Origin of the sequence: Psychrobacillus sp. L3 (assembly GCF_042945595.1) — a bacterium.
In the GTDB taxonomy this organism is placed as follows: domain Bacteria; phylum Bacillota; class Bacilli; order Bacillales_A; family Planococcaceae; genus Psychrobacillus.
In genome coordinates this window covers 472,698-499,104 of sequence record NZ_CP168493.1, presented here as the reverse complement: position 1 = coordinate 499,104, position 26,407 = coordinate 472,698, and the positions used below count along the sequence as shown (strand labels likewise).

23 protein-coding genes and 1 other annotated feature are annotated in these 26,407 nt (G+C 35.4%); of the genes, 2 read left to right on the top strand and 21 right to left on the bottom strand.

The genetic code is table 11. The annotated features are described in order from the left end of the window. Nucleotides 1–124: 124 nt before the first annotated feature. Nucleotides 125–592, bottom strand: a complete 468-nt coding sequence (locus ACEPXD_RS02460; RefSeq protein ID WP_391119622.1) for a DUF2231 domain-containing protein — start codon at nt 590–592, stop codon at nt 125–127. 175 nt (nt 593–767) lie between these two features. Further along, nucleotides 768–993 (top strand) — a binding site (T-box leader). A gap of 42 nt (nt 994–1,035) precedes the next feature. Here ACEPXD_RS02460 and argS point away from each other — a divergent pair. After that, the gene (gene argS / locus ACEPXD_RS02455) at nt 1,036–2,700 is read left to right on the top strand and encodes an arginine--tRNA ligase (protein ID WP_391119620.1); all 1,665 of its coding nucleotides are present in this window, start codon (nt 1,036–1,038) and stop codon (nt 2,698–2,700) included. A gap of 150 nt (nt 2,701–2,850) precedes the next feature. Here argS and ACEPXD_RS02450 read toward each other — a convergent pair whose 3' ends face one another. The 7 genes from ACEPXD_RS02450 to mprF form a co-directional block, all read right to left on the bottom strand. After that, nucleotides 2,851–3,771, bottom strand: a complete 921-nt coding sequence (locus ACEPXD_RS02450) for an exonuclease domain-containing protein (protein WP_391119618.1) — start codon at nt 3,769–3,771, stop codon at nt 2,851–2,853. A gap of 115 nt (nt 3,772–3,886) precedes the next feature. Continuing rightward, nucleotides 3,887–4,717 (bottom strand): general stress protein, encoded by an 831-nt coding sequence (locus ACEPXD_RS02445; RefSeq protein ID WP_391119616.1) that lies wholly within the window; start codon nt 4,715–4,717, stop codon nt 3,887–3,889. A 128-nt stretch (nt 4,718–4,845) separates the two neighbouring features. Then, on the bottom strand, nt 4,846–5,844 hold the full coding sequence (locus ACEPXD_RS02440; protein ID WP_391119614.1) for an HAAS signaling domain-containing protein: 999 nt from the start codon (nt 5,842–5,844) through the stop codon (nt 4,846–4,848). Then, entirely contained in the window at nt 5,831–6,178 is a 348-nt protein-coding gene (locus ACEPXD_RS02435; protein WP_391119612.1) for a PadR family transcriptional regulator, read from the bottom strand. Before ACEPXD_RS02435 ends, ACEPXD_RS02440 begins: the two co-directional genes overlap by 14 nt. 137 nt (nt 6,179–6,315) lie before the next feature. Further along, nucleotides 6,316–6,768, bottom strand: a complete 453-nt coding sequence (locus tag ACEPXD_RS02430) for a YusW family protein (RefSeq protein ID WP_391119610.1) — start codon at nt 6,766–6,768, stop codon at nt 6,316–6,318. 79 nt (nt 6,769–6,847) lie between these two features. Then, the gene (locus ACEPXD_RS02425) at nt 6,848–7,072 is read right to left on the bottom strand and encodes a hypothetical protein (protein ID WP_391119609.1); all 225 of its coding nucleotides are present in this window, start codon (nt 7,070–7,072) and stop codon (nt 6,848–6,850) included. Nucleotides 7,073–7,291: 219 nt separating this feature from the next. Then, nucleotides 7,292–9,868 carry a bifunctional lysylphosphatidylglycerol flippase/synthetase MprF gene (mprF, locus tag ACEPXD_RS02420; RefSeq protein ID WP_391119607.1) on the bottom strand — a complete coding sequence of 859 codons (2,577 nt, stop codon included), beginning with the start codon at nt 9,866–9,868 and terminating at the stop codon, nt 7,292–7,294. 136 nt (nt 9,869–10,004) lie between these two features. Between mprF and ACEPXD_RS02415 the strand changes: the two genes are divergently transcribed. Then, entirely contained in the window at nt 10,005–10,178 is a 174-nt protein-coding gene (locus tag ACEPXD_RS02415; RefSeq protein ID WP_391119605.1) for a hypothetical protein, read from the top strand. A 97-nt stretch (nt 10,179–10,275) separates the two neighbouring features. On the opposite strand, the gene ACEPXD_RS02410 is transcribed toward ACEPXD_RS02415, so the two are convergent. From ACEPXD_RS02410 to ACEPXD_RS02350, 13 genes are all read right to left on the bottom strand, one after another. Then, nucleotides 10,276–11,274, bottom strand: coding sequence for a YecA family protein (locus ACEPXD_RS02410; protein WP_391119603.1), 999 nt, complete (start codon nt 11,272–11,274; stop codon nt 10,276–10,278). Between the two features lie 277 nt (nt 11,275–11,551). After that, entirely contained in the window at nt 11,552–12,316 is a 765-nt protein-coding gene (locus ACEPXD_RS02405) for a 3-hydroxybutyrate dehydrogenase (protein ID WP_391119601.1), read from the bottom strand. Between the two features lie 265 nt (nt 12,317–12,581). After that, the gene (locus ACEPXD_RS02400) at nt 12,582–13,796 is read right to left on the bottom strand and encodes an amidohydrolase (protein WP_391119599.1); all 1,215 of its coding nucleotides are present in this window, start codon (nt 13,794–13,796) and stop codon (nt 12,582–12,584) included. Nucleotides 13,797–13,876: 80 nt separating this feature from the next. Further along, nucleotides 13,877–15,442 (bottom strand): glutathione ABC transporter substrate-binding protein, encoded by a 1,566-nt coding sequence (locus ACEPXD_RS02395; RefSeq protein WP_391119597.1) that lies wholly within the window; start codon nt 15,440–15,442, stop codon nt 13,877–13,879. A 110-nt stretch (nt 15,443–15,552) separates the two neighbouring features. Further along, nucleotides 15,553–17,025 (bottom strand): chlorohydrolase family protein, encoded by a 1,473-nt coding sequence (locus tag ACEPXD_RS02390; RefSeq protein WP_391119595.1) that lies wholly within the window; start codon nt 17,023–17,025, stop codon nt 15,553–15,555. Next, nucleotides 17,022–18,530, bottom strand: coding sequence for an amidohydrolase family protein (locus ACEPXD_RS02385; RefSeq protein ID WP_391119593.1), 1,509 nt, complete (start codon nt 18,528–18,530; stop codon nt 17,022–17,024). The genes ACEPXD_RS02390 and ACEPXD_RS02385 overlap by 4 nt, the downstream gene beginning before the upstream one ends. A 1,084-nt stretch (nt 18,531–19,614) precedes the next feature. Next, nucleotides 19,615–20,925 carry a hypothetical protein gene (locus ACEPXD_RS02380; protein WP_391119591.1) on the bottom strand — a complete coding sequence of 437 codons (1,311 nt, stop codon included), beginning with the start codon at nt 20,923–20,925 and terminating at the stop codon, nt 19,615–19,617. After that, nucleotides 20,922–21,629, bottom strand: a complete 708-nt coding sequence (locus tag ACEPXD_RS02375; RefSeq protein ID WP_391119589.1) for a response regulator transcription factor — start codon at nt 21,627–21,629, stop codon at nt 20,922–20,924. The genes ACEPXD_RS02380 and ACEPXD_RS02375 overlap by 4 nt, the downstream gene beginning before the upstream one ends. A gap of 23 nt (nt 21,630–21,652) precedes the next feature. Continuing rightward, on the bottom strand, nt 21,653–22,405 hold the full coding sequence (locus tag ACEPXD_RS02370; RefSeq protein ID WP_391119588.1) for a sensor histidine kinase: 753 nt from the start codon (nt 22,403–22,405) through the stop codon (nt 21,653–21,655). 85 nt (nt 22,406–22,490) lie between these two features. Beyond that, on the bottom strand, nt 22,491–23,489 hold the full coding sequence (locus ACEPXD_RS02365) for an ABC transporter ATP-binding protein (protein ID WP_391119586.1): 999 nt from the start codon (nt 23,487–23,489) through the stop codon (nt 22,491–22,493). Beyond that, nucleotides 23,486–24,499 (bottom strand): ABC transporter ATP-binding protein, encoded by a 1,014-nt coding sequence (locus tag ACEPXD_RS02360; RefSeq protein ID WP_391119584.1) that lies wholly within the window; start codon nt 24,497–24,499, stop codon nt 23,486–23,488. The genes ACEPXD_RS02365 and ACEPXD_RS02360 overlap by 4 nt, the downstream gene beginning before the upstream one ends. A gap of 12 nt (nt 24,500–24,511) precedes the next feature. Then, a complete protein-coding gene (gene nikB, locus ACEPXD_RS02355) occupies nt 24,512–25,432 on the bottom strand; it encodes a nickel ABC transporter permease (protein ID WP_151698676.1) in 921 nt (306 codons plus the stop codon). Between the two features lie 14 nt (nt 25,433–25,446). Further along, entirely contained in the window at nt 25,447–26,349 is a 903-nt protein-coding gene (locus tag ACEPXD_RS02350; protein WP_391119582.1) for an ABC transporter permease, read from the bottom strand. Nucleotides 26,350–26,407 lie beyond the last annotated feature (58 nt).

Below are 26,407 nucleotides of genomic sequence, written 5' to 3'. Positions count from 1 at the left end.
GAAAGCGTCTGCCTATAGCGGAAATCATGCTGATTTATGAAGTGTATATTATACATATTCTTACATTTATCTTTAATATTGTTCGTTTTTTATGCTCTAAATTTGAATTATAAAATTGATTCTACTACTTATTATTAGTTGTTATCGTTTGATTTTCATAAACAATTTTTCCACCTAAATGACCTGTTGTAGCCAATGTAGTTATTCCAGCAATACTTAATACAACAATTAGAGTGGTTACAACCCCTTTTCTCACAGGTATATTTTTAAGAATTTGAAATTTAGTATTCGGGTGTTTAAATAATATCTTAATTACTGCTAACACTCCAAAAATAATGACGGAAATATTAGCAAGTAATGAGTGCAGTTCAACAGTATCGTGAATGGATCTTCCCCAATGTTCAAAAGCAAAACCTTCTGCTCCATCTCCTGTTAGCAAGCTAAAAACTCCGGTAATCACACCTAATATAATTAAAACTGTACCAACTTTGTTCCAAAAATCATTTTTTAGAAATACATTAACAATTTCAATAATGCCACCTAAAACGAGCAATGCAATTGGAAAATGAACAATTAACGGATGTAAAGGCATAAGTATCAAGCTCCTTTTAAAGATATATGTTCATTTTAAAAGACAAAAATGAAATATTACTGAAAATAGAACAAAAAAGTAAAAGGTTTAAATGAAATTTGCGCTTTCATTCTTTATTGGTACTGAAACTAACTAAATTTATTGACAATTACTTTACTATTTGATAAATTCAAATACAATATCAAAGAAAAAGAGAGTAACAACATTGGAGCATCAAGCGAGCTAGGGATGGTGAAAGCCTAGTTGGAAGAGTTGTGAACCGCACTTTGGAGATGCTTTATAAGAAAAATATTTATTTTTTTAATATTTTCTTAGAAGCCGGAGACTCACCGTTATGGAGAAAGTGGCCTAAAATAGGCAAATTGAGTGGTACCGCGGGAGTGTAAGCTTTCGTCTCATTATGATAATGAGACGAGGGCTTTTTTATTTTAGGAGGCGTTTAGATGAAACAGAAAGTATTAAGTATTCTTCAAGGTTTCACTACTGAGTTAATCGAGGAGCATATGATCGAAGTGCCTGTATATGCACATTTAGGCGACTACTCCTTACCATGCTTTTCGTTTGCTAAACAACATAGAAAGTCACCTCTGTTAATTGCACAAGAAATAGCTTCCTGTATTCAAGACGAAGACATCGAAAAAGCGGAAGCGGTGAATGGATATGTGAACATTTTCATGAGACGAATATCATGTACACATACCATTTTGAATACCATTCGCAAAGCAGGTAAACAATATGGTTCTACAAATTTAGGAGCTGGCGGTGTTGTAACAATTGATATGTCCTCTCCAAACATTGCAAAACCTTTTTCCATGGGACATTTGAGATCCACGGTAATTGGAAATTCTATTGCATTGCTACTAGAAAAAAGTGGATACCAAACTATTAAAATAAACCATCTAGGAGATTGGGGTACTCAGTTTGGAAAATTACTCGTAGCTTATCGATTATGGGGGGAAAAAAAGAAAGTCCAAGAAGCTCCCATTCAAACGTTATTAGCACTTTATATTCGCTTTCACGAGGAAGCGGAAAAGGATGGTTCCTTAAATGACAAAGGGAGAGCGGCTTTTAAATCGTTAGAAGACGGTGAGCCAGAAGCTTTGGCACTTTGGGAATGGTTTCGAACAGAATCATTACATGAATTCCAAAAAATCTATGACCTACTTGGTGTAACATTCGATTCGTTTCATGGTGAGGCATATTACAATGACAAAATGGAACCTATTGTCGAAGATTTACTAAATAAGAACTTGTTAATTGAGTCTAATGGTGCTCTGGTAGTAGATGTCGGTGAGAACTTACCGCCATGTTTAATAAAAAAATCCGACGGTGCAACTTTATATGCAACAAGAGATATCACGGCAGCCATTCACCGAAAAAATGATTATCATTTCGATAAGTCTTTGTATGTTGTTGGAAATGAACAAAGCTTACACTTTGCGCAATTAAAGTGTGTATTAAATAAAATGGGTTATGAATGGTCGGAAATTCTTCAGCATATTCCTTTTGGATTAATTTTGAAAGATGGCAAAAAACTATCTACTCGGAAAGGTAAAATAATTTTATTAGAAGACGTGTTGAATGAGGCAATTCAATTAGCGGAGTCAACGATAGAAGAGAAGAATCCTTCATTAGTAAATAAAAAAGAAGTGGCTAAAGAAGTAGGTGTAGGTGCTGTTATTTTTAGTGATTTAAAACAACATCGAAAGCATGACATTGATTTTGACTTGAAGAAAATGCTCCAAACCGATGGAGAAACAGGACCTTATGTTCAATATACTTATGCAAGAGCATGTTCTATTTTAAGAAAAGTCCAAGATGTCGACACCATAGAAGTTTCTGGAGTGAATGATTATGAATGGGAAGTGGTTAAATCACTACAACAATTCCCTCGCATCATTAAACGTGCAATAGATGAATTTGATCCTTCGATAATTGCAAAATACGCGATTGATTTGGCGCAATCATTCAACTCTTTTTACGGAAATGTGCACATCCTGAATGATCCAAGTCATTTGGCATATCGCATTGCACTTGTTCAGTCAGTAGTTATTGTAATAGAAGAAGCTTTACGACTTTTAGGAATTAAAGCGCCTAGTGAAATGTAACACTATAAGTACCCTTTAAGAAACACAGATGATTTTACACTTTCACTCCTACCTAAAGATTTATTCCTTGCTTAGCCATCGCTTGTTCCATTTTCATAGAAATAGAACAAGCGACTTTTAAAAGCACCTTGTATTCACTATTCGAATATTTTAATCGTTGTATCGAACTATTCTTAAAAAATCTTGTTCCCCCACGATCTCTATTGGTAATCCATGACTGATCATCTCTTCTACTTTCTTCATTTTCGTACTTTTAATGCCTTGTACATACTTTACTAAATCATTATCTCCAACGACTAAAACGTTTGTGTTGCTATCAACATTCCCTTTACACATGGCACCACAATTGACTGCTAGTTGCGCCGCTTGCATTCTAGTCATAGAAAGCATTCTTCCTGTGAACACAATATTAGCCCCGTAAAACGGATGCTTCGTATTCGGCAAATTCACTTCGGTCTCAAGAAGTTGTAAGGATGAATCCGTTTTATTTTTTTTCGAACGAGTCACTTGTTTTTTCGTAGGATTTGGGGTGCCTATTTTTAGTTTGTGTAGGAGTGATAGTTCTTGAACAGAATTTGTTCTCGTTTTCTCCATTGCCTGTAATGTTATTAATGCTGACGCCCGAGCATCTTCTAGAGCATCGTGATGCCTTAGGCTAATACCTAAATAATTTGACACTGTTGACAGCTTGTGATTATATAGATTCGGCCAAACTTTCTTCGCAATCTGATAAGAGCAACCATATTGGAAGTCTGGGGTTGACTCATGAAAGTTGTTTAAGGATGCAAGCAGAACACTAATATCAAAACTAGCATTATGTGCAATGATCGTTTGATTTTCGACGAACTCTTTGAAATTTGGCCAAAATTCTTCAAAAGTTGGTGCACTCATGACCATGTCTTCAGTAATTCCATGAATTTTTGTATTGTAGTAATGAAATTCACTTAATGGATTGATCAATGTATGTACTTCTTCTCTAATCTTACCGTTTTTTACTTGCACAATACCAATGGAGCATATGCTCGTCCGTAAACTATTAGCGGTTTCAAAATCGATTGCGATAAAGTCCATTCATGCTCCTCCTCTTCAATTACTTAGACTTAGATTATCTCATATTCTATCAAACACGCAAAACCCCTTGTAGTTTTTGAGCTCTACAAGGGGTTTATCTATAAGTTTTCGGTACTTAATAAAGACGATTCAAAGGATTAATATCATCCAAATGTCTTTCTCTTTCTAGTTTCTCTTCGTATTGTTCCTGAGAATGACTTTCTTCATCCTCTAAAACTTCCCTACCAAAAGCTGCTGGGCCTAAATTTGTATCTACTCCTGGAGATTGTGTCCCATAGTTTTTTCTTTCCTCAGTAACACTATCTTTAATGGTCGGTCGATGTTCTTGTACAATCTTTTCTTCTTGCATGGAAGTACCAATATGATTCTCCCCTTTTGCTAAATATGGATCAGTGGCAAATGTCTCTCCCCGAACAAATCTATCTTGGGGTTCGTCAAATCTCCCCTCTGTTTCATTGACGAATTTGTTTGTTGATGGAGTAAATCCTTGTTCTTTTGCATAGTCACTCAACGGTACTCCCGTTTCCATAAATCGAGATTGGACAACATCTGTTCCTTCTGTGTCCGTGTATTCAAGTTCATTTTGATGCGTTCCATAAATAGCATCATCTGCATGAGTTAAAACATCGGTGTATAGAACAATGCATCCGTTTGCTACTTCTTTTGCATAGCGTTCTGTTTCATGTTCATTTAAATCTAATTTCCGTAATCCTTCTGTTACTGCATCTTCTCCAGTAAACCATGATTTAAATGTGTCCATAAAAGAACCTGCTTCATGAGTAGACACTTCTGAATGACGATTAAGTGTATTCAAGTGTGAATTTTCTTTTGATATAACATGGATATCACTTTCAGCATAACCTTGTTCTTGCAGGAGTTCCAACTTTTCATACATCTCTTCCTCTGAACGAGCTACTTCAATTCGTCGATTTGATTCAATGTTCATGGTGATTCCTCCTTGGTTTTGTCTTATTTACTATTTACCCGTGCAAGATCACAAAAAAACCTCTATTTCATTTTTTAATATTTTTGTAATAATAGATAAAAAAAGAAGAGTTGCCGCAGCGTCTCCTCTTAGCTACTAATATTAGCTTTTCTAAACCCTTTAATTACATCAATGACTGCAAAGGCTACAAATAACAAGATAAGTCCTAGATGTAAAGAGCTTTTCATTTCAAATGGACTATTCAGCAGCCCTTCTAAATACTCAATAAAATCAGGATTTATCAAACTAGAATTACTGAACAAAACAATAAAAACTATAGAAGATATGACATGTCGTACAATGTTTAAAGTTGCAACTTTCATAGTCCATTGACTAACAACAAATTTATAGCATACTAAAGCAACTTCCACAGCAATTCCAATAACGACAATTAACCAATAAGACTGTAGAACCTCTTCATTAAAGGAAGGTATTGTCATCTGTAATTTACCATGTGTGTTCTCATACACACCAAGTAACTTAACTCCATTAAAATAGATAACGGTTAAGATTGCAATTTCCAATAAGCTTCCGAATATTTTAGATTTAGGTATTTTTTTCTCTTTCAAAATAGATGGAATACGTTTTAAATCATCAGGAGTCCAGTCTTTCAAACTAGTTTTTATAGACAGTTTTTCATTTGAAATATTTGCACGTTCCAAGATTGCAAAAATAATCGTTATCCAAAAAAATGACTGCATTAATGTACTTAGAATTTCTACTATACCTTTACCTATAATAGTAAGAACTATATTTATCACTGTTTCATTGGCATTATAAGAGAGTATACTCTCCGATATGGATACTATGAGCGCAATAGTTGCTGCAATTGGCAATATCATTTTCAGTAAAGTTACATATATGCCGAAATAATATGGTCCTATCAAATGCATTGGACGATCTAAATAGCCGCTAGCTAGTGTTACTGGACTTCCAAGCTTAGCAAGTGCTTCCTTTTCATCTTCCTCTGTAAAATTTTCTGGTAGCATATCCTCAATTGTCGACTGTAGCTCAAGCGCAATATCGTTGCGGTTCTTCTCAGGAAGTCTACGAGTTACTTCCTGGATATAAATATCAATTAGGTGCATCGCCTTCATCTCCTTTCAATAATGTGTAAAGCTCGCTTGAAGTTTTTTCCCACTCTTTTTTCAACTGTTCGAAAATTTCTATTCCATATTCGCTTAATACATAATACTTCCGTGGTCTACTGTCAGAAGTGTCCCAGCTACTTACTACTAACTCTTGTTTTTCTAATCGTCGAAGCAAAGGGTATAAGGTACTTTGATCAATTAAGACATTGGATTTCTCCAGTAATTGGACAAGCGAATATCCGTATTGCGGGGTACGCAACTGGCTCAAGACAGCTAATGTCAACGTCCCACGTCTTAATTCTGTAATTAATGAACTTAATAACTTACTCATATTCCACCTCACTTTTTATACTATGTGACATACACTATTCTATATACTATGTATCATACACTATTATGGTTCCTATATCATTTTAATTCACAACAAAAAAGCCAAGTTATGAACTAAATCATGACTTGGCAAATAATTTATTTACTTTTTTTACTTTTTTTATCTTTGTATACTTTTTGTTTTCCATCTGAAAATTCCACTTCTAAATCGAACTTCGTGTAATCCTCCACATCGAATGCTTTGGATACTTTTTTAATCACATCGTCCTTGGTCATATCTTTTGATAGATCTATTTTCTTCAACATGGGTAGCATCTCATCATATGCTTTATCGCCCTTTAATTTCTTCGGCTCAATTCGATTCACATATTCAGCTTCTATGGTCGATCCCTTTATCTCAATTGATGCCTCAATTGCCTCTTTATGATCCGCTGTATCTACCTCTAAATCAAAAGATTGAAATCCAAAGTCACTCTTTTCTTCATCTACTGTTGACGCACTTTTCACTTTTTCTTTATCTCCGCAAGCGCCTAGTAATAATGCGATTACCAGTAAAGCACTTCCATATATCGAGTATTTTTGCATTTTCATGATATATCCCCTCGTTGTGTTGTATTTTAAGACTAACTAAGGTATATCCATAAAAATGGAATCATAAACGAACGCCGATTTAATCTGGAAAGCGTTCTTCACTTGATGAAGTAGATTTTGTCTTCCGCTTGTTTTTTTCGTCTTTTACTTTTTCATTTAACTCTTCTACAGGAACTGGATCGACAGTTTGCATATCTTTGTCCATATCAAAAATGCTTTTTTTATCCGTTTTCACCTCATCCGGATTATCTGGTATATGTCCCTTTTTATGTTGGTGACCATGATCTTCAGAAATTTTATCCATCTTATTAATCGCTCCTTTTCATGTCTTTAGCCTTTGTTTAACCTATTTTCTTCACGCTAAACCATTTTGGATAAGAAAAGCGCAAGCTTCCATTAAGTGCATCTTGTCTATACTATTTCCAGAGTGCTTTGGACGAAACATTGGCTACACTATTACCAGGAGAAATCAAAAAGAACGTGAAGTAAGTACGTCACTTCACATTCTTTTTCGGTAATTTTTTCAATAAAATTTCGAAAACATAGTCCACCATCTATTTTTATGGACAGGTCCCGAACGAGCAATCAGCAAAGATACTTGTGCCATTGTAATTGGCAAGGAAGATTTTTTTCGAAGTGCCAAATACTTAGGCTCCCATTGATCTGCATATTTTTCTTTAAACATTTTTAATCCTTTAAAATGGTAAACCGCTTGGCCGTATAAGAAAATTTGATATGCAATTTTCTCCGTTAAAAATGAATATTTGGAAAGCCCGACATTCGCCAAAGGAGCCATTCCTAAATTGAACTTCACATAATTTTCTTCTTTGTACCATTCAAACAATTTGATAAACAGATAATCCATTGTGGCATTTGGAGCATTCTTTCCATATCTCATCAGATCAACAGAAACCATTTCTCCTCCATCGTAAGCAGGCATTATATTACAAAATGCAATCGTTTTTCCATCTCTATCAACTACTAAAGCAATTGGAATTGATTTTAAATACGAAGGATTAAACCAACCTAAAGAAAATCCTTTTTCTTTTCGTCCATCCAACCACTCATCTGAGATTGGTTTTAGGCTTGCGATAAACTCATCTGAATGAGGGGGTTGAATTACTTTAAGTTGATATCCTTCCCTCTCCAGTTTATTTTTATTAGCACGCAAATTTTTCATTTTCTTTCCAGCTAAATCAAAGGTAGGAAGATTAACAAATGCTTCTTCTCCTAGTTTAAAAAAGTCATAGCCATTTTCATGAAGGTACGGGAACATTTTAGAAGTAACTTGATAATAAACTGGCGTATAGCCATATAAATTTGCACGATCATGAAATTCCTCCATTGCTCGAAGAATATCTTTTTTCTCCCCTATTAGATCGCCTAAAACAATTAGTTTATCTGAGTACCTCTGAAAAGAAACCATCACTGTTTTGGATTGATTCCAATAGATATATTTATCATGCAGGAAAATCAAATGAGATAACACTGTACCTCCATATTTGTCGAGGTGCTCTTTTATGTCACTTTCATATGTTGTAGATTTTTCAAAAGGAAAATGCCTCGGCTTGTTGAGCAAGTAACCTATAGACATATACAAGATGGCAAGAACGACACCTATAATTGCACTAATAAATAAATCGGTGGAATCTGTTATAACGTATGGTTGCAATTTCACTGGAATGGATATCGTTGATGAGGGTAAATTTACGTACCCAATAAACAAAAATATTCCTAAAATAACTGTAATTCCAATAATATCTGTTATGGATTTACCCCAAGTTGGCACAAAATTTTCTCGATAAAAACGTTTCTTAGACATGAGTAATATGAGGAAAACAACTAATACGAAAGTCGCGTCTTCGTAGTCAAACCATTTGGATAACGAGAAAACTGCTGCAACCACTAATGCAACTAAGGTTAAATCGTAAGCCCATTTCACTCGATATTGTATCCCTCTAGTCAACATTAAGAGAGAAATCCCTAAACCAACCGTAAACTTATGGGACATATTCATCACTGGTAAAGCTAAAATTTCGTTTGCCAACTTTACTCTTTCAAGTGCAGCTGGAATTGCTGCGGATAATAACAAAATGATCCCAGCCGATAAAACAAAAATAGTAACAAACCAATGACTAATATTTTGCAAAATAATCGCTGGGATTCGATTTAACTTTTGGTTTAGCTCTCCCCAGAAATAAATTAATAACGTAACTGCCCCTAATATAGCTGGAATGATAAAATAACTAATTCTATATAGAAGCAAAATTAAGAGAGTTGTTCCAGTTGGAACTCCGATCCCTTCCATTCCAAGCAAATACATCAAATCAAACGAGCCTATTCCACCAGGTAACATACTTATTATACCCGCGAAGGATGCTACAATGAATGTAGCAAACATACTTGGAACAGATACTGAAACCCCTAGAAAACCAGAAATTATATAAATCAAAATGAAAGCAAAACTCCACTCCAAAAGAGAAATAACAGCTAACGAAAAAATACTTTTCCTACTAATTCGTTCTGGAGCGAGTGTATCTCTTTTCCTTTTTATACTAATTAGCAAAATAGGGAAATATAGTGCAATTCCTAAAAGGGCAACGTGAATCCATTTCACTTGATCAAAAATAGGTGTATGAATAATTCCGAGTAATGGCAACCAGCTCAACAAAGACATACCAGTTAAGTAAAATAAAGTAATTAATCCTATTCCTTTCACAAGCGCTTTTTTCTCGTAGCCATGTTGACCATAAAAAAAAGTACGAATCATCATTCCTGCTATACCGCCAAAACCAATGAAGTTTGACACGGTGTTAGATGTCCAAGAATAAACTATTGTCTTTTTGACTGGAACTTTCAGTTGTAGATGTCGACGCAAAACAAAATCATATAGAACCATTGGGGAAACCGCAAAGATCCCTGCAAAAACAATAATTATTATCTGATTCAGTGCTAACTTATTAAAATTATTTTTCAAAAGAGAAAAGTCTAAATTTTTTAGTGCCTGATTTGATTCAAAGTAGAACACAATTAGTATTAAAAATGGAAGAACTATTTTAATCAGTCGCGAAAACCAAGGTATTTCCCAAATTTTTTTCAAAGTTTATCAACTCTTTTCTTTCATATCATTTCCAATTAAGCTTATCTTATCATTAATCAAGACGCACTGTTTTATTATGAGTTTATTTTACATGAAACAGGGTAACATACATAGCAATACGAAAGGAGCGAATAGGATGAAAAACAAGCTAGCATTAACTGCAATTGGACTAGGAGCTGCATACTTAATGCGAAACAAAGAATCACGTGACAAACTGGCGAAGCAATTTGATAATTTTATCAATACCCCAATGAAAGGAATGAAAGAAGAGTATTCATCCGAACACTTCACTCAAAAAAAAGAGTATTAGGTATCCTACTCTGTTAAAACAATGATATTGAACTGGAATATTATTTAGCATACAAAAACGCCAAGCAGACAATTTCTTCTGTTTGGCGTTAAATATTTTAGTTAATAACCTTTGTATGTTCATAATACGTAATTAAATCATTGTAATATTTATTTAAAGATGATGTGGATACATTAAAAGCCTCAGAAATTTCTTTAACCGTCATTTCTAAAGGTTCAAATAAACCAATTTCTTGCCCAAAGCGAATTGCCCCAGCAGCGATTGCCACTTCCTTCCGCGCTTTCGGTTGTTGTTCGAATAGATAATCTTCTACTATTTCTATTAAGTCATTATATGCACGATTATGTTTTACTAAGAAATCCATAGCAACTTGTAGAACACCTGCTTCGAAGAAAGTATACTCCCCACCTTCATAGCCATTTTCTCCAAGTACGCGCCAAAAATCTATTCCGTTTTCCTTCACAAATTCTTGAACTGATTGGTCATTTTGTGACTTAAATCGTTTTGCAAAATTTCCAAACAACTCTTTATGATCTGTCGGGAAGAATACTAAGCTAGAAATAGCTAAATAATTGTTTTCTTTAAATGTTCCATCAGGCAATATGAAACAATAAACATGCATACCAACTGGGACTGGCTTCTCACTTTCACGTCTTAGTCGAATAATCTCCTCCGTCAAAATATGCGTTACCGTCATATAAGTGTCATCAACGTCAACCACTTCACCTATGTAAACACGTGGTCCATCCCACTGCTCTAAAACACTTAAAGTAGAAGGGCGAACCACTTTCTTCCGTTGTTTTTCTAAATAACCTTCCCAAATTTCTTTTTTTTGATGGAAAAAGAATTCATCCATTACAATGGCTTCAATCATTTCTTGATCCAAGTATTGTTTTAACGGTTCACTCCATATTTTCACTAACTCCGAGAATTCGGATAGATCTTTTCTTTCTGGATACTCATCATAAAATGTTTGTAATATACGTTCTAGCTCTTCAATTTGAACTTCTTCTATTGTAATGGTCTCTTTCGACTCACAACATTTTTTATACTTCTTTCCACTACCGCATGGACAAGAATCATTACGTCCTACCACAAAAACACGTCCTTCTATACAATAAGTTGAAATCTAAGTCTACCATGAATTTTGTCGAAAAATAAGGACCGAACGACTCTGGGCATATTTCTTACGAAAAAATCATCTACTATTTTAGGTGAATTCCAACTAAAGTATTTATTTTTCCAACCAAATGCTTCTAAATTCCAACTAATTCATCTATTTTTCCAACTAAACTCTTCAAAATTCCAACTACTCACAAAAAAATACGCTCAAAGTCGAATAATCTTGACTCCAAGCGTACATTTTCTCCATATTATTGAGCAGTATAGCCGCCATCCAAAATAATTGCTTGTCCCGTCATACCCCTTGCGGAATCACTTGCAATGTATAATGCTAAATCCGTAATTTCTTGAACATCAAGTAATCGCTTTTGCGGTACAAGCGGATACAGAATCTCTTCCAGCACCTGTTCCACTTGGATATTTCGAGTTTTGGCTAAATCTACGAATTGATTTCGAACGAGCTCCGTGTCTACATAACCAGGGCATATTGCATTTACCGTTATGCCTTCAACCGCTGTTTCAAGTGCAGCTACTTTTGTTAATCCTATTACCCCATGTTTGGCTGAGTTATAAGCAGCTTTTCCTGCAAATCCAATCACACCATTAATCGACGCCATATTGATAATTCGTCCAAATCCTTGTATTTTCATTTGAGGTAATGCGTGTTTGATTGCGATAAAAGGTGCAGTAAGCATTATTTTTACTAGTAACTCAAACTTCTCTGTAGGAAAATCTTCAATCATCGAAACATGCTGCATACCAGCATTATTTATAAGAATATCAATTCTCCCAAAAGTTTCTACGGTGAAGTTAATCGCTCTTTGAATGTCCGCTTCTTTCGTTACGTCACATACGATTCCTTTAACATTGCCATTTATTTTAACAACCGCTTCATCAATTGCTTCATGAGACAAGTCAGATATAACTACATGGGCACCTGCGTTAGAAAATGCTTTTGCAATATCAAAGCCGATTCCTCTTGCCGCTCCAGTTATGAATAATACTTTTCCCTCCATCTACATTCCCTCCTCCAAATACTTACTACTACCACTAATGTGATTCTAATTTCTAACTTATGCATTAACTTTTCATATAAATAATTATATCGATAATTTCCAATTCTTCCAAGTCTCCGAAAACCTTCATAAATAAACGAATATATCCTTAGTTCACCTGATTTATACACCAATTTTTTGTGACCCTTATTAAGATTTTATTTTCGTTAATGTAATATAAAACTGGACGTCTTAAATAGAAGTCACATATCTTCGAACTTTCTTGTTACTCTCCTTGCACTAACTTTCCTTTATAAAATACAGCTTTACGCTTTGGAACTCTGGCAATTACTTCTGCCGAGCAGCTTGCATCGAATAGTAGCATACTTGCCTCGTCTCCAATTTTAGGCCATAGCTGGTTCCCTTCTTTGTCTAATGTTGTTTTCCCACCAGTAATAAATTTTAAAATTTGCGTTAGAGAAACTTCATCTGTCCATCTAAAATGTTCGATTAAACGACTTGCTCTTTCTAGAACATCTCCATTACCAGTAGGCCACCAGGAATCAAAAATATTATCGTTCCCTATCGCTACATTCACACCACATTCATCTAGTAGCTTAATCGGCATTATTCTTCTATTTGGGAGACTAGATACAATTGAAATACCAGCTTCTCTTAGTATTCCCGCCATTTCAAATGCTTCTTCCGTAGAAACATCGGCAAGTCCGAAAGCATGACTGACTGCTACTCTTCCTTCCCAGCCCGCTTGTTTTGTTAAATAAGCAAGACGTTTCATCGTAAAGTTTCCAAGATGCCCTGGATCATGTAAATGCAAATCGATATCTGCATTCCCTTCTACTGCAATATCCATTAATTCAACTAAAGATGCTTCAATATTATTATCTACTGTTGCTGGATCTACTGCACCTACTATACCTGCTCCATTTCTTACTGCCTCTCTAAGCAATTGTGAAGTACCCGTTTGCAGTAGCCCATGCTGAGCAAAGGCGACGATTTCAGCACTTACTTTGTCTGAGTATGTTCGCAAAGCTTGCTGAACACCTTCTAAGTTTTTCAATTTTGCTTCTGGATAAATATCCACATGTGTTCGAATATGTGTGGATCCGTAGGATAATAATACTTCCAACAATGCTTCCGCTCGTTCCTTTGTACTTGAAGGTAGTGAGGCCAAAATATTGCTTTCATTTGTACTTCTTTCTACAACGCTTGCAGCAGGAATACAAGACTTCCATTTTTCTCCCATATACGTTTTATCTAAGTGAACATGCTTTTCAACAAAGGATGGGAGTAGCAATAGTTTTTTTGCGTCCTTAACAGGAAAATTATCCGTAATCTGTTCCTCCATACGGATGATATTCGCAATTTTCCCTTCCAATATGAACAGATGAAACAAATTTGTTTTTGTGCCAATAACTTTTTCATTTTCTTTCATAAATCCTGTTTCCAGTCGAACATTCTTTAACCAATAACTAGTAGTCATATATATTCACCTTTCTTTTTTGAGAATTACATGGTGAAAGGGAATATCCAATATGGATATCCCTCTCTAATCATGTTGAGTTATTTAACCGACACATCGTTTATTTCTAAATAGCCTGAAGGACTAATTGAAAATCCTTCCACTCCTTTTGCTGTTGCTGCTAAGTTTTCAATTACGCGAATCGGAATATATAAAGCATCATCCATTTCTAACTTTTGAGCTTTAGCATATAGTTCAATTCGTTTTTCTTGGTCTTTTTCCATTCGTGCAGCATCTAAAATCCCGTCTACTTCTTTGTTACTGTAGAAGAAAGTGTTTCCTGCTCCTCCAATAGAATTTGTATGAAAAAGATTGTATTGGTTATAATCAGCATCACCAGTTGCATTTCTCCAGCTAATAATAAACATTTCAGAATTTCCAGCGTTGACTTGTTCTACAAAAGTCCCATACTCTAACACTTCGATATTCAGTTTAATACCAATTCCTTTTAACTGGGATTGAAGAACCTCCGCAACATTTATTCTTTCTCTACTATCCATTGTTTTCAGCGTTATTTCAAAGCCATCTGGATAACCTGCTTCCGCAAGTAATTTCTTCGCTTCATTTAAATTATATTCATATGTTTTCATATCAGGGTTATATCCAAAAACTTTTGAACCCATTAATGAGTTTGCTTCTGATCCAACGTTATTATAGACTCCTTTTAGAATAGAATCCATTTCTACTGCATGTGAAATCGCTTTTCGAACTCGAACATCACTTAACTTCTCATTTTTCACATTAAAGCCAATATATTCTGTTCCAAATCCTTCACTACGGTAAACTTCCGAGTTTTTAGAAGCTTCTACTGTTTCCATCATCGGTACAGATAGTGGTTCAGCAATTTGTGCTTCGCCAGTTTCAAGCATCGAAACACGTGTAGTTTCTTCTGGCACTACTTTAAATACTACTTTATCGACTTTCGCTTTTGTACCCCAATAGCTTTCATTTTTCTTCAGAACAATTTCTTGTCCAGGCGTCCAAGATTCAAAAACAAATGGTCCAGTACCATCTGGTTCTTTAATTTGTTCTTTGCCATACTTTTCAATTGCTTTGGGACTAATAATGCCACCTTCATGACTTGCTAGAATAGAAAGTAATGGCGAATATGGTTCAGATAAAAGAAATTGTACGGTATGATCATCAACAACTTTCACTTCTTTAACCATTTTAAACAGAGCTGCTTTAGGAGAACCAACATTTGGATCTAACATACGATCAAATGTCTTTTTCACAGCATCTGCATTGAAATCAGTACCATCATGAAATTTCACGTCTTCTCTAAGCTTAAACTCCCATGTTGTATCATCAACTTGTTTATACTCTTTTGCTAATAAAGGTTGAATTTCTGCGTTTTTATCACGCCCTACCAGCCCTTCATAGATCTTTCCATGTGTTATGCTTGCCGCATTGATAGTGGACATAAACTGATGATCTAAACTCTCTGCATCTGATAAACGAGCAATCACTAAAGTGCTACCATCTTTAGCTGAGCTATTCTTACTACCTTCAGTAGTATTCTCTTCTTTTCCTGTAGAGCAACCTGCAATTAGTAATGTCAGTAACAATACTAAAAACCATTTTGTAGCACTTTTCTTACCTCTCATCTACTTCTCCTCCTTATTTTATAAACCGTTTTGGTTATTCTAATTATAAAAAATATTCAGATTTTTAATTTTAAATTTATTTACTATATTTTTCATTATTTTTTCTTCTTTTAATCGATTCGCTCTACATATGTAAAAGATGGAAGCAGTAATTGTTCCTCTCCTAGCTCCTGGTAATCTCTTTTTACATATCCTTTTTTCATTTTGTCATAATACTTTTGTCCTTTTTGTTTGATATCATCCAAATCAAGATTTGGAATTTTTCGGTCTTTCATAACTACTCGTCCATTAATAATTGATAGTTTTACATCTCTTCCACTTCCACTTACAATTATCGTTCGAATAGGATCATCTAGAGGACCCATATGAAATCCGTCTAGATCAATTGCAATAATATCTGCCTTTGCCCCTGCAGCTAGTCTCCCTAAATCTTCTCTTTCAAGAAAAGATGCTGCTCCTAGAGTTGCTGCTCGATAAAAATCAGCGTAGGTAGAATCATCTACTTTTTTGTCTATAAGTCTTGAAAGCATACTTCCTGTTCGAATGTTTTGGAACATATCTGGAGGAAATGTATCTGTTCCAAGGCCGATATTAACACCGTATCTTTTATATTTCGCAAAAGATTCTAATGCGTCTCCATGCCTACCAATAATGAGTGGACAGTGAATAACTGTCGCATTAGTCTCTTTTATAAGGGCAATATCATCACCTTCACCATTCGTTGTACTACTATATCCAGCGATAAAATGAGCGTGTGGAATACCTGTTTTGGGACCTAGAAATCCTATATTATATAAATATCTAATTGGCGTAACTCCATGTGTTTCAACGATTGTATTATATTCAAAACTTCCCTGTGCAGCATGGAGTTTAATTGGAACACCCAGTTTTTCACTATAATATTTCGTTTGTTTGAGATTTTCTTCTGTTTGGCATTCAATTCTCTCTGGTGCAAGCATCCCTCTCACCAGGCCATCGTACGCACCATCAAACTCTTCTACAAACTGCACTGCTCTTTTTAACCCTTCTCGACCTGCTTCTTCATCCCAGAAAAGCTTGATCTTTCCATCTGGTTCTACTACTCTTATGCCAGATTGATAGCTTGGTCCAAGATAAATTCTTAATCCTAAGCTTGCAGCATGTTCTGCAGCTGCAGCTAATTCTTCATATGTTTCTGCCCATTTTTTATAAAAGACTGAAGTAATCGGCATAGCGGTAGTAATACCATGCAATATAAGCTGGGAGTAAGCATAAAGGGATTTAAAAGCTTCCTCTTCTTCTGTCATCCATTCATCATGTCCTTCTTGTACAAACTGTTCCGACCAAAGAAGATTTTTACTTTTGGACATTGTTGCTTCGAGATGAACTATATCGTGATCAATATCTCCGAGCGCATTTAAATCAATAAATCCAGGGCTAATAACAGCATTTCCTACATCTATCACTTCATCTACAGTTTCAGAATAATCTTTTCCTACAAAAACAATCGTGTCGTTTTCATAAACCACTTGTGCATTCTCTAAAATGACATGATCTTGGCCATCATAGCCAATGACATATTTTCCTATAATCTTTGTTTTCATTTATGCTCACCTTTCGTCACGGTAAATTTATAATCATCCTCGTTATATCTCTTTTCATCAATATATTCTCGTGCTTGTCCCCAAAAGGATTTTGAAGGTTGCATATGTTTTTCAAGTCCAGCACGTTTCACTGTTGCATATGCTTCCTCATTTGCTTCATCCAACACCATAAGTTCATCGACCGTTCGTACGTTTCTCCCCTCCATTACGATTTTCCCATTTACGATGACATTATCTACATCGCTAGCTACAGCCTGATAAACAAGTCTATGGACATGCATAAACTCAGGAGTTAGATGTGGTTGATGCAGATTTACAGTAATTACATCTGCCTTTTTCCCTATTTCAAGAGAGCCTAGTTCGTCATCCCATCCAATACATTTCGCTGCATCAATTGTGACCATTTCTAACAGCTTTCCAGGTGGTAAATAATATTCATCTCTAAGAGCTGATTGGTGAATAAACTGGGTTTTACGCATTGCTTGGAACATATCAAAACTTGTACTTGGTGAAGTCCCATCTGTTGATATGGCAACTGTTGCTCCCATTTCTATTAATTCCGTAATAGGCGTTCTTGCTTGTACTTGTGTAAACCCTGGCGAGGCACTTACATTGGTTCCTGTCTCTGCTAAAATTCTTGCCTCATCAAAAGAAATACCACGGCAATGTTGTAAATGAACATCCGGACCTAAAAGAGCATTTTCTTTATCCTGTACCGCTAAATGAATCATCCCTCCAAAAGCATCAGAATGGATTCTCGTATTATATTTCTTCGCTATCTGTCTAATTTTCTTCGCTTGATACAAATCATGTTCATTTAATCCATACAGTTTTGCTGGCGAGGTTGGATTGGATGGATCCACAGATGTGACAATAACAAATGGTGTGATAAAAGCTCTCGTGTGATCGTCATTTGCATGGTTTAATGCTTCAATGACACTTTCTGCACCATGTAATACTTGATCGTACGTAACTTCTCTCGTAATTTGTTTGCCATCTACCCATCGACTAAATAAATGCGGCCACGGTGGATTACATGGACCAGTACAAACTACCTCTCGAACACCAACTTCTGCGTAAGCTTTCGCATGGTTCAGCGCAAAGATCGGCTCATCTGATCGTGGCATTGACCCTAAAACAGAAACCCCTGTCGTTATTCCTGCCTTTAAACGTTCCAAAGAGGATAATTTCCCTTCATAATACCAAAACTCATCCGTCACAAAATGCTTATACGTATTTGTTATAATCGGCATCCAAAAGTCTTCCATCGCAATCGTCTTAAACATGGAATGACCACCGTGGCCATGAGCATCGATAAATCCTGGCAAAATACAATGATGACTGCAATCCATCACTTTTTTAGCTTCATACTTTTCCAATAGAACTTCCGTTATATCTACATCTAAAATTCTTCCACCGTTTATCGCAACGGCACCATCTTGCAAAATTCTTCTGTCTTTATCCATCGTTATGACGGTTCCATGAATCAACAATAGATCAATCATCTTGTTCCCCACCTTCTCTCTTTTCTAGCACTAATCTTAAGTATAAAAAAATTAAACAAACATTATTTTCAGAATAATTACTATTTTTTAAATTTTATTTACCTTTTGAGTGATAATAGTAAATTGTTAGAGTTAAATAAGAAAAACGTAAGCGTCCTTTAAGTGCACCTTGTCTTTACTATTTCCAGAGTGCTTTGGGCAAAACATCGACTACACTATTACCGTTGGAATTGATTAGCTGGAAGTGACTGCGTCTCTTCCAGCTACACTTTTTTCAGTAATCTTGTGACAGATGTTTGTCCGTCGCCATCTTGAAATATGTAGAGATAAGGTACATACGGTTTGGATAATGAGAGAATTAATCTTTTCCTATTCTTTTAAAAGCGGACGAAGATGCAATTTCGTTCGCTCAGCACTTCTTTATCAATGGATGCTATCTATTTTTCTCTAGTTCCACTTTCCCTATTGGTAAACAAAGAAAAGTACCAGTTATTATTTCGCAGAAACACATTGTCTTTCTTAATTGCACTATTGATTGGATTGGATTGGATTGGATTGGAGCGGAAGGCGGGAACAGCGAGACAGGTGAGACACTGCAAGAAGCGGTAATATAGGAGAAGGCTCGTCGCTCGCAAAGCGGAAAGCAAATACCAAAGCGACAAATTCGACTAGCTAATACAAGATAGGCAGCTAAATGTAATTTAGAGAATGCTAGTCAAAGTGCCGTTATCGATTGAGGGATTACAGAGATAGAAAATTACCTATAATTGTTTAATCAACAGGAGTTAATTTCATAAATAGCATTTAATTATCAAAACACTAACAATACTTAATTTATTGATTGGAGCGACAGGCGGCGACTCCAGCGGGACGAGTGAGACAGATGAGCCATCACAAACGAAGCGAATGCGGCGGTGATGGTTCATTTCTCACCCCGCGGAAAGCGTCTGCCTATAGCGGAAATCATGCTGATTTATGAAGAGTATATTATACATACTCATACATTTCACTTTAATATTGTTCGTGTTTTATGAACTAAATTTGAAATATGAAATTGCTTCAACAGACATGATTCATTTAATATTTACTTCGAATATCTTGAAAATAACTCTACTCGTGCAAATAACATTGATAGAACGGAGAAAACCCCAGATAGGAAGAAGCTTATCCAAATAGTTTGTAATGATGTTAAACCACCAAATAGCGTCACACTAATCAACCAACCAGCTATAATTGAATAAGGCAATAACCTGGATATTTTACGTTTTGAAAAAATGATGATCAACATGACTGGAATAGACGCAGCATAAAGATGTCCATAGAAAAAAAGAAAATTTAGCAAACTAAATTTAGCAAAATGTGTAACAATTAAGAGAAAAAACAATAACAATCCAGAGAAAATATACGATTCTTTCCTCATTTGCTGATCAGTCATCGAGATTTTCAAAGGGAGTCGAATATGCTTGATGAAATGAATCGTAGTAGCGTGAATCTCCGCATTTATCGTTGTGGATAAAGCACCAAAACAAAATAAAAAGAATAAAACCGAAAGAAAAATAGGATCTATTTTTGTTATTAATTGAAACAAAAGGGTATATGTTTCGCCAAAAGATCCTTCAAAAATAACAATCAACAGCATTGCAGAAAGTGCTATAGGTATCGTGCTCCAAACAAACGCCGTTGACCAAAAAGTAATACGAACTTTTTTCTGTTCAATCATATATAATCTTTGCCAAGTCGATCGATCTGTAAGCACTTGTCCACAGGCAACTAACATAAACGTCGCAATAAAAAAATATGCTTCATGGTTTTTAGCAAACAACAAATAGGGATGATATAATCGAATGCCATCGTAAACTTTGAAAGCTCCTTCTTGTATGAAAAAGTACAATGGAATGAAAATGATTGCAGCAAAAATAAAGAAAATAGAAATCCCTTCAAATTTTCGAATCCACTTCATACCACCTAGCCCTGCTATGATAAAACAATAAAAGAAGAAGAAAAATAGAGAAACAGTAAATGGTATATTAAATAATAAATCAAATAAAACGGCTGCTCCTACCGCTTGCATGAATAAAGAATCTAATCCTAGGAATAAGATTATAATTGTCATGAACCAATAGCCATCTTTACGGAGCCTCTCTTGAAAAACATCCCCGATCGTTTCTACATCTGGAAATCTAAATCTAATTTTATTTGCAAATGTTCCGAACATAAAAATAGAAAACGCACCTACTAGAGAATAACCAATTCCACCTAAAAGACCGTATTTCACTAATGATTCAGGTGAAGACAGAATTGTATTTCCTGTGATCCATCGTGCCAAAAGACTTATCATTCCTGATGAAATTCCCAAAATTAAAGAACCCGTAATATAGTGACGATAGGTTTTCATATTCCAAAACCTTTCGCTTTTTTGGGATTTACTCGATATTCCGATGGGGTTATCCCATTTTGTTTTTTAAACATGGAACTAAAATAATGCTGACTGTTAAATCCGGCTTTTTCAGAAACAACAGCCATACTCAATTCTTTATGCTCTAATAATATTTTTTTCGCCATTTCGAGCCGATATGCATTTAAATAATCTGCAAATCCGATTCCCACTTCTTCATAAAATTTACGACTTAAATAAGTTGCATTCAAGTGTATTCGATTCGCTACTATACTAAGGCTAAGTTTTTCGTTATATTCCTCACGAATAATACGCAAAACTTCTTGAATGGAGTCATTTTGAGATATCCATTTTCTATACTTTTCAAGCAATCCCAACAATTCAGTTTCTACTATAGGTTTTGTTAAATAGTCATTGACCCCTATTCGTAAGGCAGATTGAGCATATTCAAACGATTGATAAGCTGTAACCATAATTATGTCCATTGTATAATTTTTCTTTAATTCTTTAGCCAGCTCTAAACCGCTCTTTCCTGGCATTTGAATATCTAGAAATGCTAGAGAAATATTAATCTTACCCGCTATTTGAAGAGCAATGGACGCATCTTGTGCTTTGTAAAACGTCCAATTCGGAAAATGGGGTTTCATAATATATTCCAATTGATCTAACTCTAATGTTTCATCATCTACAAGTAGAATATTCATAATCCCTTCCTCCTCTCTCTTATTTATTTGGTTAATGGAAATTTCACTTCAACAAGTGTTTCATCACCAATGTATCTCATATTTAAATAATGTACTTGTTCTGGAAATAACAGATCTAATCTCTTTTGAATATTTCGAATTCCATACCCTTCTTCTTGCGGGCTATACTCTTTCTTTTCATTGATAGGTTCAATAAAGTAGGAATTCCATACTTCTATATACATAAAACCATCTGAATAATACACATTTATTTTCAAACGGGCAGGGCCCATATTCTTCTCAAAACCATGTTTAAATGCATTTTCGACTATAGTTTGTATCATAAACGGGGGCAATAAAGCATTTTCGCAAAAAGCTTCTACATTTTTAGTTACTTCTAGTCGTTCCCCGAAACGTAAAATTTGGATATCTAAATAATTATTTACATATGCAATTTCATCTTCCACTTTAATAAGAGAAGCATGCGTAACATATTTAAACTTAAAAAACTTCGCCATTACTTCTAAACCTTTTATCAGTTCTTCTTTACGGTCAAGCCGAGCTAAACTTAACATTGTATTAAGCGTATTGAAAAAAAAGTGAGGTTGTATTTGTTGATTTAACTGATCGTAATTTGCGTGCTGTAATTCTTTTTCCAATTCCAACTTTGAAGCTTCTTTTTGCAGATTGTCAATTTGTCGTTCAAAAATCATTACAAATGAAAGTGTAAAAGCTCCTACAAGAGGAGCTAATACACAAATCAAGACGTATAATGAAAAAGATTCCAAAGGCATCATGATGCATACGTCCTCTCTTAAATAACCGTATTCCATTATAGTATCTTCATTATGACAATTAGTAAATCGTACAAGTGACCATTTTTTATGATAATAATTCCTCTGCAAAATGACAAGCGACGGAATGACCAGTATCTATTTCCCTTAATAAAGGTTCTTCTTGTTTGCAGCGTTCCGTAGCAAATGGACAACGTGTATGAAATCTACAACCTGCAGGAGGATTTATAGGAGATGGAACGTCTCCCTTTAAAACAATTCTTTCGCCCCTCTTTGTTTCATCTATTACAGGAATTGCTGAAAGCAGTGCTTTTGTATAAGGATGCATCGGTTTGTTGAATAAAGATGATTTATCCGCAATCTCTACAACTTTCCCTAAGTACATAACCATAACACGATCCGAAATATGTCGAACTACACTTAAATCGTGAGAAATAAATAAAAACGTAAGATCAAACTCTTTTTGAAGCTTTTTCAACAAGTTCAATATTTGTGCTTGAATAGATACATCTAGCGCAGAAACTGCTTCGTCACAAATGATTATTTCCGGATTTACCGCGAGCGCTCTTGCTATTCCAATTCGTTGGCGTTGTCCCCCAGAAAATTCATGTGGATATCTTTCCAAATACTCTGGACGTAAACCAACATGTTTCATCAGTTCTAACATTCTAGCCTCTCTCTTATTAGGAGGGAGTACTTTTTGTATCGCCATTGCTTCCTCTAACATTTGACGTATCGTTCTTCTTGGGTTTAACGAAGCATATGGGTCTTGGAAAATCACTTGAATATTTCCTCTAACATTACGTAACTCTTTTTTATTCATTTTCAAAAGAGATTCACCTTTAAATAATACATCTCCATCAGTCGGCTCATCTAAACGTAAAATAGATCTTCCAGTTGTCGATTTCCCGCATCCTGATTCACCTACAATACTTAATGTTTCTCCAGGATACAAATCAAAGTTAATACCATCAACTGCTTTTACAACTTGTTTCTGTTGGAAGATTGCCTCTTTTTTCAATGCAAAGTGCTGCTTTAAGTCTGAGACTTTTAACAATGGATTTTTCTCTTTGAGAAGATTACTCATAGCGCTACCCCCTCTTTTGTTAAACTATCTTGCCATTCATCTGAATACTTCCAACATCTAACTTTGCTATTTTCATCATACTGAATAAGATTTGGTTGCTTTTGGATACAAATATCCTTTGCAAACGGACATCTTTCCGCAAATCGACAACCTTCCGGATATTCATATGGACTCGGTACAGTCCCTTCAATAATTTGCAGTTCTTCCTGATCTTCATATAACTTTGGAAGGGATCCGATTAGGCCTTGTGTATAAGGATGCAAAGGGTTTTTAAATAGATCCTTTGTATCTTGATGTTCTACAATTTGCCCCGCATACATTACGCCAACTTGATCACACATTTCAGCAACAACCCCTAAATCATGTGTGATGAAAATAATGCCCATGCCAATTTTCTTTTGTAAATCTTTCATGATTTCTAATATTTGAGCCTGAATCGTTACATCTAACGCAGTAGTTGGCTCATCCGCAATTAAAACTTCAGGAGTGCAGGCTAATGCCATCGCAATCATAATTCTTTGTCGCATACCACCACTTAGTTGAAAGGGTTCCTGCTTCGCTCTTTTTTCAGGTGAAGGGATTCCGACAAGACCAATCATTTCTACTGATTTATCCCATGCTTGTTTTTTGGACAATCCTTGGTGTAATCGGAGCGCTTCCGCGATTTGCTCACCTACAGGAATAACTGGATTTAAACTAGTCATTGGTTCTTGAAAAATCATCGAAATGCGATTTCCTCTTATTTTTCGTATCTCTTCTTCAGACATTGTCACTAGGTCTTGTCCCTTCAATAATACTTGCCCATCGACAATTTTCCCTGGTGGTGATGGTATTAATCGAAGAATAGATAGCGAAGTCATAGATTTTCCGCATCCTGATTCTCCAACTATCCCCATCGTTTCGCCTTTTCTTAAAACAAAATCTATGCCATCTACAGCTTTTGCCGTACCTTTATTGGATATAAAATGTGTTTTTAAGTTTTTTACTTCTAAAACAACTTCATTTGTCATTTTTTATCCCCCCTAGTTCAAATCGATTCGTTTATTGAAAACTTTATACATAACATCTACTAACAGATTCACGAAGACAAAAACTAAAGAAGCAACTAGTACGCCGCCTTGTACCATTGGAATATCTCTTGTTCTTATTGCATCGACAATCATCCGACCTAATCCATTTATAGCAAATACAGACTCCACTAAAACAGTACCACCAAGTAAACTACCAAATTGTAGCCCTACAACTGTAATAACAGGAATTAATGCATTTCTTAAAGCATGCTTATAAATAATGACATGTCCTTTAAGACCTTTTGCTTTCGCTGTTCGTATATAGTCTTGCCCAACTACCTCGAGCATACTTGAACGAGTCATACGGGCAACAATAGCTGCCCCCCCTGCTCCGAGTGTAATTGCGGGTAGAATAATATGCGCTGTACTATCCCATCCAGCTACCGGTAGCCACTGTAGCTTCACAGAAAATACATACATCAGCAATAAACCTAACCAAAAACTTGGAAGTGATATTCCGATTAATGCGACAACCATTACACTAATATCAGAAAATGAGTATGGCCTTACCGCGGAAATAATTCCTGCGATTAACCCGAGTACGATTGTGATCATAATACTAAAAAATGCAAGCTCCATTGTAATAGGTAAGCGAATCATAATTTCATCCAAAACAGGTTGGTTATTTTTAAGAGAATTTCCTAAATCCCCCTTAAATACATTTCCCACGTATGAAAAATACTGTTCATAAAGTGGTCTGTTTAATCCTAAATTTTCTCGTAGTTCATTAACCGTTTCCTTTGATGCTCCTTCACCTGCCATAATGACAGCTGGATCACCTGGTACCATTTGCATTATTAAAAAAACGACTAAAGTGACACCTAATATGACAGGAACTATTTGCACTAAACGTTTCAAAATAAATAAAAACATAAGAAATCCCCCTTTTATTTTTTCGTCCTTGGATCTAAAGCATCGCGCAAACCGTCTCCAAATAAGTTAAACCCCAATACTAAAATCGCAATCATCAGACCTGGAAAAATTGCCATATAAGGAGCACTGAAAATAAAATCTCTTCCACTAGAAAGCATTGCACCCCATTCAGGTGATGGTGGTTGTGCACCTAGCCCTAAAAATGACAATCCTGCTGCTGACAATATAGCTGTAGCTAGTCGTAAAGAACCTTGAACAATGATCGGCGATAATATATTTGGGAAAATGTGTCGAAAAATAATAATGAAATCATTTGCTCCTAATGTCCGAATAGCATCTATATATTCGAGTTTTTTCACTTCCATCGTCGATCCTCGAACAATTCTTGCAAACAAAGGAATAGAAAAGACTCCTACTGCGATTGTTACATTTATCAGACTGGGACCTAGTGCACTAATAATTGCTAATGCTAATAAGATTCCTGGGAAAGCAAGCATCACGTCTAAACAACGACTAATGATTGTGTCGACCCATTTACCATAGTAGCCAGCGACAAGTCCAAGAGTTATTCCAAAAAACGCTCCAAAAAAAACGGAGGAGAAACCCACTCCTAATGACAATCGAGAGCCATATAAGATTCGACTTAAAATGTCTCTTCCTTTATCATCTGTTCCCATCCAATGGGCCATAGATGGAGAATGTAACTTGTCTGGAAGATTAATCTCATACGGATCATATGGGGATAATATAGGTGCAAATATAGTGAGCGATATATATAGGAGAATTATTACTCCTCCTACCGTAGCCGCCTTATTTTGACCAATAGTCATAAAGAATGTTTTCCACTTTTCTTTTCGAATTTTCTTTCTTGCCAAGATTAACTTTGCTGAATTTACTTCGGTATTATTAATTGTCATTTAATTAACCCCCTCGTTCTGCTTCCTTTTCGTTATAAGGTAACATCACGATATATAA